The organism is Kitasatospora sp. NPDC057198, assembly GCF_042670125.1.
Lineage (GTDB): Bacteria > Actinomycetota > Actinomycetes > Streptomycetales > Streptomycetaceae > Kitasatospora.
Window position 1 is genome coordinate 1 of sequence record NZ_JBHUWH010000610.1, and the last position, 4,019, is coordinate 4,019.

The 4,019-nt window shown below is 77.6% G+C and carries 4 protein-coding genes; all 4 read right to left on the bottom strand.

Features of this window, described 5'->3' with window-relative positions; genetic code table 11:
• The coding region (locus tag ACFUEL_RS36480; protein ID WP_380242004.1) for a beta-ketoacyl synthase N-terminal-like domain-containing protein at positions 1–794 on the bottom strand (794 nt) is incomplete at its 3' end.
• The gene (locus tag ACFUEL_RS36485; RefSeq protein WP_380242006.1) at positions 791–2,449 is read right to left on the bottom strand and encodes an AMP-binding protein; all 1,659 of its coding nucleotides are present in this window, start codon (positions 2,447–2,449) and stop codon (positions 791–793) included. The genes ACFUEL_RS36480 and ACFUEL_RS36485, both read right to left, overlap by 4 nt.
• Before the next feature lie 150 nt (positions 2,450–2,599).
• Complete coding sequence (locus ACFUEL_RS36490) at positions 2,600–3,130, bottom strand: hypothetical protein (protein ID WP_380242008.1); 531 nt, start codon at positions 3,128–3,130, stop codon at positions 2,600–2,602.
• Positions 3,127–4,019 (bottom strand): beta-ketoacyl synthase N-terminal-like domain-containing protein (locus ACFUEL_RS36495; protein WP_380242009.1); only part of this gene is annotated, 893 nt, incomplete at its 5' end. The genes ACFUEL_RS36490 and ACFUEL_RS36495, both read right to left, overlap by 4 nt.

Below are 4,019 nucleotides of genomic sequence, written 5' to 3' on the forward strand. Positions count from 1 at the left end.
CAGCCGATCAGCTCGGCGTACCCGGCCGCGCCGCGGGCCGCGGCGTGCTCGGCGCTCTCCAGCACCAGGACGGCGCTGCCGTCGCCCAGCACGAAGCCGTTGCGGCGGGCGTCGAACGGCCGGGACGCCTGCGCCGGATCCTCCCAACCCTGGGCCAGCGCACGGGCGTTGGTGAAGGCCGCGACGATCGTCGGGTGCAGCGAGGCGTCCGTCCCGCCGCACACCACCACGTCCGCGTCACCGGCCCGGATCAGCCGCAGCCCCTCGGCCACCGCCTGGGCGCCGGCCGCGCAGGCCGTCACGATCGCGGTGCTGAAACCCCGGATGCCGTGCTTGATCGCGATCCGGGCGGTGGCCATGTTGGAGAGCATCCCGGGCAGCAGGTACGGGCTGACGCCGGGACGGCCGCGCTCCCGGCGGCGGACGGCCTGCTGCTCGTAGGTCTCCAGGCCGCCGCCGCCGGTGCCCAGCACCACGGCGGTGCGGCGGGCGTCGGCGTCGCGGCCGACCACCAGGGCGGCGTCGGCCAGCGCGTCGTCCGCGGCGGCCAGCGCCAGCAGCGCGAAGCGGTCCACGCAGCGGGTCTCGGTCGGCGGCAGCACCTCCCGGCCGTCGACGTGCGGGGCGATCCCGGCGGCGGGCAGCCAGCCGTGCGCGACGTGGTCGGCCGGCACGGCGGTGATGCCGCTGCGCCCGGAGGCCAGCGCCGCGAAGACCTCGCCGGACCCGCGGCCCAGCGGGGTGACCAGGCCGATGCCGGTGACGACGGCGCCGGGCCGTCCGACCCGGGTCACCGGGCGCCCGCCGGAAGGGTGCCCGTCGCGAGGGTGCCGGTCGCGGCCGCCGCGGTGAGGTGGCGCTCGCGCAGCAGGACCTTGCGGACCTTGCCGGTCGGGCCGAGCGGGATGTCCGCCTCGTCGACCACCAGGACGGCCCGGACGGTGGCGGCGGTGGGCGCGTCGAGCGCGGCGAGCACCTGCGCGGTGCGGTCGGCGGCCGGGTCGGCGCCGTCCGCGAGGAGCAGCAGCACGTCGGTGACCACCCGGTCGCCGTCCTTCACCGCGACGACCGTGCAGTCCTGCACGCCGGGGACGCCGGCCAGCACCCGCTCCTCGGACATCGCGGTGTACAGCCGCCGGCCGCCGCCGAGGTCGACCGCGTCCACCAGTCGGTCGACGTGGTAGTAGTAGCCGTCCTCGTCGCGGTACATCAGGTCGCCGGTGAGGAAGCGGCCGCGCAGCCGGGTGCGGTGGGTGGTGACCGAGTCGTTCCAGTAGCCGAGCGCCAACGTCGGTGAGGCGGTGGCGAGTTCGCCGACCTCGCCGGGGCCGAGCGGCTCGCCGTCCGGGCCGACCAGCTCGCAGTCGACGAAGGTGTGCGGACGGCCCACGCAGCGGCCGTACTTCTCGGTGCCCGGGGTGTGGGTGATGTGGAAGTGCGAGTGGCCCATCTCGGAGGAGCCCAGGCCGTCGACGAACACCGACCCGGCGGTGCGCACCCGGCCCTCGCGGGTGACGCTCTCGCGCGAGCCCCGGGCGATCAGGCGGCGGATGTGCGTCTCGTGCGCGCAGTCGCCGGTGTTCCACCACAGGCCGACCGAGGAGAGGTCGCGGGCCGCGAGGTCCTGCCGGGCCAGGTCGGCCCAGGTGGTGGCGAAGCCGAACACGCTCTGCGGCCGCCAGTTCTCGATCGCCTCCAGCACGGCCGGGCCGGTCTGCTGCGAGATCAGGTGCAGTTCGGCGTCGAAGCTGAGCGCCAGGTTGACCGCGATCAGCGTCGCGGCGTGCGCGGCCGGCAGTGCGCTGAGCACCCGGTCGATGCCCTGCGGGCGCGGCAGCGCGGCCCGGTGCCGGATCGACGCGTACAGGCTGGCGTGCGAGTGCGCCACCGCCTTGGGCATCCCGGTGGTGCCGGACGAGTGGGTGATCGCCACCGGGTCGTCCGGGTGGTGCCGGTACGGGGCGGGCGCCGACTCCGGCTCCCCGCAGGCGAGTTCGGCGGCGTCGGCGAGCACCGGGGCCGCCGGGTCGTACCCGGCGAGTTCGGCCCGGTGCGCGGGGTCGGCGAGGATGCCGGCGGCGCCGAGCCGGGCGATGTAGCGGGCCGCGCGCTCGCCCTCCACCCCGGGGTTGAGCAGCGCCGGGATCGCGCCGAGCCGGGCCAGCGCCAGGAAGGACAGCACCTGGTCGGCGGCGGCGGTCGCGTACACCGCCACCACGTCCCGCGGGCCGATCCCGCGGGCGTGCAGCGCGGCGGCCCGGGCCCGCACCGCGCGGTCGGCCTCGCGCAGGGTCAGCGCCTGCCCGGCCGGGCGGCCGTCCACCGGGGTGTCGAAGGACAGCAGCGGGACGTCGAGACCGAGGCCCAGGGCCATCCTGCTGGTCAGCACGTTGCCGGCGCCGACGTCCGGGTCGTCGGCCAGCAGGCTGCGGATACTGCGGATGCTCACGGTGTGGATCCCTCCCACGGACCACGGCGCTGGCCGTGCGGGTACGGTGCGGCGTCCGAGGACGCATACGGGGACGCGTACGGGACGCGTACGGACGGGGCGGACGGGGGCGGAAAGCGGGGCGGACGGGGCGGAAAGCGGGGCGCGCGCTCAGGCGGTGGCGACCAGGACGGCGGTGGCCCGGTCGGCGGAGGCGTGTCCGGCGGAGGCGTGTCCGGCCGGGTCGGCCGGGTCGGCCTGCTCGGCGGCGATCACCAGGACGTGGTCGGCGTCCCCGTCGGCGAGCAGCAGCGCGGCCGACTCCAGTGCGTCCGGCGGTACTTCGCCGGGTGCGGCGGCCTCCCGGGGGCTGATCGCGACGACCGGGCCGGTCAGCTGCCAGCGGGCGGCGACGTGCCCGAGGACGGCGTTCGGGTTGGACTGGAAGAACAGCAGCGGCGGCATCCGGCGCCCCGCGGCGCCGGTGTCGATGGCCAGCGCGGTGGTGCGGTCGCCCCCGGCGCTGGCGAGCAGCAGGCCGGTGCGGCGCGGCGGGCCGGGCTCGCCGTAGCCTTCGGCCAGGCAGAGTTCGGCGACGGCCGCGACCAGCGGGTTGAAGGTCGAGGCGGAGAAGCCGGGCAGCGGAGGCGGCGGCCCGCCGTGCGTCCAGTGCGCGGTGGCGAGGGTGCGCAGGAGGTTCACGCGGCGGCCACCAGGAGTGCGGTGTTGGCGCCGCCGAACGCCGAGTTGAGGCTCAGCGCGCAGCGCGGCCGGGCGGACTCCGCGCGGGGGCCCAGCACGAGGTGCAGCCCGATCTCCGGGTCCGGCCCCAGCCAGCCGGCGTTCACCGGGAGCCGTCCGTCGTCCAGCACGCCGATGGTGACGGCGAGTTCGAGCAGTGCGGAGGCTTCCAGGGCGTGCCCGTGGACGGACTTGCTGGAGCTGACCGGGAGCGCGTCCAGGGCCGCGCCGAACACCTCGCGCAGCGCCCGCGCCTCCGCCAGGTCGGACATCGGCGAGCCGGTGCCGTTGGCGTTGACGTAGTCCACCGCGGACGGGTCGACCCCCGCCCGGGCCAGCGCGGACCGCACGGCCCGGACCACGCCCGCGCCGTCGGGCCGCGGCCGGCACACGTGGTGGGCGTCCCCGGAGCGGCCCCAGCCGGCCAGCCGGGCCAGCGGGCGGGCGCCGCGCGCGGCGGCGGCGTCCGCCGCCTCGACGACCACGGCCACCGCGGCGTCCCCGAGCAGGGTGCCGCTGCGCCCGGTGCTGAACGGCCGCAGCTCGCCGTCGCGGGCCAGCGCCCGGCCCGCGTCGAAGGCGGCGAAGACGCCCGGCTCCACCAGGTGACCGGCCGCGACCACCACCCGGGGGTGCCGGCCGGAGCCGACCAGGGCGGCGGCGTCGGCCAGCGCGGAGGCGGCGGCCACGCAGGCGCCGGTGTAGACCCGGGTCACCCCGGCCAGGCCGAGGGCGGCGGCGCCCTCCGACACCCGCTCGGCCGCCCCGCGGGTGTGCAGGTCGCTGTGCAGGGCGAGCAGCAGCGGTGCGCCGCAAGGGAGTTCCGCCTGCCCGCAGGCGTCGGCGACGG